Consider the following 4,524-nt stretch of genomic DNA (forward strand, 5'->3'; position numbering starts at 1 on the left):
GCTTAGAGCTCGGCACTTCAACTACTGAGCAATACTTCTGGTTGCCAACAGCCTCCAGCGCAGAACGCTGGAGGTGTCATAGCAGCGATTCGCTTATTTGCCGGACTTGATCTTGGTCCAAGAGCGAGTCATCAAACGCTGAACCTTGGCCGGAAGGTCAGGGAACGCGTAGAGCTTTTTCATTACGTCGTCGCTTGGGTAGATGCCTGGGTCTTTACGGATGGCTTCGCTCACCAGCGGCGTGGCGGCAGAGTTACCGTTCGGGTAGGACACTTCGTCGCTGATTTCAGCAATGATTTCCGGCTTGAGCAGGAAGTCGATGAACTTGTGTGCGCCTACTGGGTTTTCCGCATCTTTCGGAATGGCTACGGTGTCAAAGAACGCACCCGCGCCTTCTTTCGGAATGTTGTAGCCAACGTTGACCTTGTTCTTCGCTTCTTCAGCGCGGGACTTGGCTTGGTAGATATCACCCGAATACCCAATCGCTACGCAGATGTTGCCGTTAGCCAGGTCGGAGATGTACTTGGACGAGTGGAAGTAAGTAGTCGACGGACGCACTTTGAGGAACAGTGCTTCGGCGGCGGCCAGCTCTTTCGGGTCTTGGCTATCAGGCTTGTAGCCCAGATAGTGCAGAGCAGCAGGGAGCATTTCGGTAGGCGAATCGAGGAAGCTCACGCCGCACTCTTTCAGCTTGGCCATGTTCTCGGGTTTGAACACCAGATCCCATGAATCCACCGGTGCATTGTCGCCAAGAATGGCTTTGACCTTGTCGACGTTGTAGCCGATACCGATGGTGCCCCACAGGTAAGGAATGGCGAACTTGTTGGCCGGGTCGCTGATTTCCAGCGTCTTCATCAACTCAGGATTGAGGTTCTTGTAGTTCGGCAATTTGCTGCGATCAAGCGGCTGGTAAACGCCGGCTTTGATCTGCTTGGCCAGGAACGAGTTGGACGGCACCACGATGTCGTAACCCGACTTGCCGGCCAGCAATTTGGCTTCGAGCACTTCGTTGCTGTCGTACACGTCGTAGACCACTTTGATGCCGGTCTCTTTGGTGAACTTTTCAACGGTGTCTGGTGCGATGTAATCGGACCAGTTGTACACGTGTAGCACTTTGTCATCGGCCTGAACCGCGCCGACCATCACGCCCAACAAGGACAACGCGAGAAAGGACTTGCCGAATGTTTTCATGCGTACAGCTCCTGTTTTATTTAGTTATCCGAACAGTGGCGTTGCTTTTTGGGCCATTTTTACTGCCCCTTGGCGGCCACCCTTCGGTGAGCCTGGCCAACGCACCGTGCAGTCTGGCAAGGACTACCGCGGGTTTACAACTTTTCAGCTCGCTCTGAGCGTTTTTTCCCTTGGAGCGAGCCGCCCCGCTTACCGCTTAACTCAGTACTGCACTGGCGGTCAGGTCCAGACACTTACGTGCCTTGGTCACCAGCTCATCGATTTCGTCTTTGCTGATTACCAGCGGTGGCGCAATGATCATGGTGTCGCCTACAGCGCGCATGATCAGACCGTTGTTGAAGCAGTGGCCGCGGCAGATCATGCCAACGCCCTTACCCTCGAAACGCTCGCGGGTCTTTTTGTTCTTCACCAACTCGATCGCGCCCAGCATGCCAAGACCGCGCACTTCACCCACCAAGGGGTGATCCGCCAGCTCACGCAAACGCTTTTGCAAATACGGTGCCGTTTCTGCGCGCACCTGCTCGAGAATCTTTTCTTCGCGAATAATCCGCAGGTTTTCCAAAGCGACGGCAGCCGCCACCGGGTGACCGGAGTAGGTAAACCCGTGGTTGAAATCACCGCCCTGATTGATCACTTCGGCGACTTTGTCGCTGACAATCAGGCCGCCCATGGGGATATAACCGGAGGTCAGGCCCTTGGCGATGGTCATCAGGTCTGGGGTGTTGCCGTAGTAGTCGCTACCGAACCACTCGCCGGTGCGGCCAAAGCCACAAATCACCTCATCGGCGGCGAACAGGATGTCGTACTTGGCGAGAATCTCGCGCACCTTCGGCCAGTAGGTTTCAGGCGGAATAATCACGCCACCGGCACCTTGGATGGGCTCGGCAATAAAGGCGGCGACGTTGTCTTCGCCGACTTCGAGAATTTTCTTTTCCAGCTGTTCAGCAGCCCAGATCCCGAACTCGTCCGGGCTCATATCGCCGCCTTCACCAAACCAATACGGCTGCGGGATATGCACGATATCCGGGAGCATGCCGCCCTGCTCATGCATGCCCTGCATACCACCCAACGCGGCGCCGGCCACGGTGGAACCGTGATAGCCGTTGAGGCGACCGATGATGACTTTCTTCTGCGGCTTGCCCTTCACCTGCCAATAATGACGGACCATTCGCAGCATGGTGTCGTTACCTTCGGAACCCGAGCCGGTAAAGAACACATGGTTCATATGGGCAGGCGCCAGGTCGGCGATGGTTTTCGCCAGTTCCAGCACCGGCGGGTGCGCGGTCATAAAGAAGGTGTTGTAGAACGGCAGCTCTTTCATTTGCGTGGCAGCGGCATCGGCCAGCTCATCACGGCCGTAGCCGATGGCCACGCACCAGAGGCCGGCCATGGCGTCGAGAATCTTGTTGCCTTCGCTGTCCCACAGGTACACGCCATCGGCTTTGGTGATGATGCGCGGACCAACCTCCTTCAGCTGTTTATAGTCGCTGAACGGCGCCAGGTGGTGGTTGGCGCTAAGCGCTTGCCACTCGCGGGTTTGTGGGTTCTTCACTGGGCTAGTCATTGCAAACCTCAATTCAAACAAGCCCGGCATGTGCCGGGCCTGGTGAGTCGTCTATTAAACCGAGAGCAACAGGAACTCGCGTTCCCAGGAGCTGATTACGCGCTTGAAGTTTTCGTGCTCGGCACGCTTCACGGCGATGTAACCGCTGACAAACTTGCTACCCAGGTACTTCTCGACGGTCTTGGAGTTTTCCATGCGCTCCAGGGCATCTTCGATGGTCAACGGCAGGCGCAGGTTACGACGCTCGTAGCCACGGCCTTTAACCTGGGCACTCGGGTTGAGCTCCTCGACCATACCGATGTAGCCGCACAGCAAGCTGGCGGCGATGGCGATATAGGGGTTGGCGTCGGCGCCCGGCAGGCGGTTTTCCACCCGACGGTTTTGCGGCGAGGCATCCGGAACGCGCAGGCCCACGGTGCGGTTTTCTTCGCCCCACTCCACGTTTACCGGCGCCGAGGTATCGGGCAGGAAGCGGCGGAACGAGTTGACGTTAGGTGCGAATAGCGGCAACAGCTCAGGGATGTATTTCTGCAGGCCACCGATGTGGTGCAGGAACAGCTGGCTCATGGTGCCGTCTTCGTTGGAGAAGATGCTCTTGCCGGTTTTGATGTCGATGATGCTCTGGTGCAAGTGCATCGCACTGCCCGGCTCACCGGTCATGGGCTTGGCCATAAAGGTGGCGGCCACATTATGTTTGAGCGCCGCTTCACGCATGGTGCGCTTGAAGATAATGATCTGGTCGGCCAGGTGCAGGGCGTCGCCGTGACGGAAGTTGATTTCCATCTGCGCGGTGCCGTCTTCGTGGATCAGGGTGTCCAGATCCAGCTCTTGCAGCTCGCACCAGTCATACACGTCTTCGAACAGCGGATCGAATTCGTTGGCCGCGTCGATGGAGAACGACTGGCGACCAGTCTCGGCGCGGCCGGAGCGGCCGATTGGCGCTTGCAACGGGTAGTCCGGGTCGTCGCTGCGCTTGGTCAGGTAGAACTCCATCTCCGGCGCCACAATCGGCTGCCAGCCTTTTTCGGCGTAGAGCTTGAGTACCTTCTTAAGGATGTTGCGCGGCGACAACTCGATCGGGTTGCCTTGCTTGTCGTAGGTGTCGTGAATCACCTGCGCGGTAGGCTCAATCGCCCAAGGTACGAGGAACACGGCATTTTCGTCCGGGCGGCAGATCATATCGATGTCAGCCGGGTCGAGCAGGTCGTAATAAATGTCGTCTTCCACGTAGTCACCGGTGACGGTCTGCAGCAGCACGCTCTCAGGCAGACGCATGCCCTTCTCATCGATGAACTTGTTGGTTGGTGCAATTTTGCCGCGGGAAATACCGCTTAGATCACTAATAAAGCACTCAACTTCGGTGATCTTGCGCTCTTTCAGCCAACTGGTGAGTTGGTCGAGTTTGGGACTCATAAAGACCTCAGGGGGGATTGAAAACTTAGCTATATAGCTAAGCTCAGCGTTGACTCGCGCGCTTGCGACAGGCATCTCCAAATGCCTGGAAGAGGGCGAGGTATTCGGGGTTGGAGCGTACTTGCCATTCTGGATGCCACTGCACCCCGAGGGCAAAGCTCTGAGCTCCTTCGACCGAGATCGCTTCGATCAGTCCGTCAGGTGCCAGAGCCTCTACACGCAGGCCCGGCGCCAGACGATCAACGCCCTGGCCATGAATGGAATTGACGCGAATCTCATCCGGCAAGCCGAGGCCGGCGAGAACGCCACCCGGCTGCACATGCAGCGGATGACTAGGTGCATATTGGACTTCCACG

The 4,524-nt window shown here is 57.1% G+C and carries 4 protein-coding genes; all 4 read right to left on the reverse strand.

Annotation, left to right across the window (positions count from 1 at the left end):
- Window positions 1-93: 93 nt before the first annotated feature.
- Window positions 94-1,191 carry a polyamine ABC transporter substrate-binding protein gene (locus tag AAAB16_RS05040; protein WP_340662359.1) on the reverse strand — a complete coding sequence of 366 codons (1,098 nt, stop codon included), beginning with the start codon at window positions 1,189-1,191 and terminating at the stop codon, window positions 94-96.
- A gap of 196 nt (window positions 1,192-1,387) precedes the next feature.
- Window positions 1,388-2,755: an aspartate aminotransferase family protein gene (locus AAAB16_RS05045; protein ID WP_340662360.1), complete on the reverse strand. Its 1,368-nt coding sequence runs from the start codon at window positions 2,753-2,755 to the stop codon at window positions 1,388-1,390.
- Between the two features lie 54 nt (window positions 2,756-2,809).
- A complete protein-coding gene (locus AAAB16_RS05050; protein ID WP_340662361.1) occupies window positions 2,810-4,168 on the reverse strand; it encodes a glutamine synthetase family protein in 1,359 nt (452 codons plus the stop codon).
- Window positions 4,169-4,211: 43 nt separating this feature from the next.
- Window positions 4,212-4,524: gamma-glutamyl-gamma-aminobutyrate hydrolase family protein (locus tag AAAB16_RS05055; RefSeq protein WP_340662362.1), on the reverse strand; the 313-nt coding region annotated here is incomplete at its 5' end.

Source organism: Pseudomonas sp., from assembly GCF_037994325.1.
Classification (GTDB): domain Bacteria; phylum Pseudomonadota; class Gammaproteobacteria; order Pseudomonadales; family Pseudomonadaceae; genus Aquipseudomonas.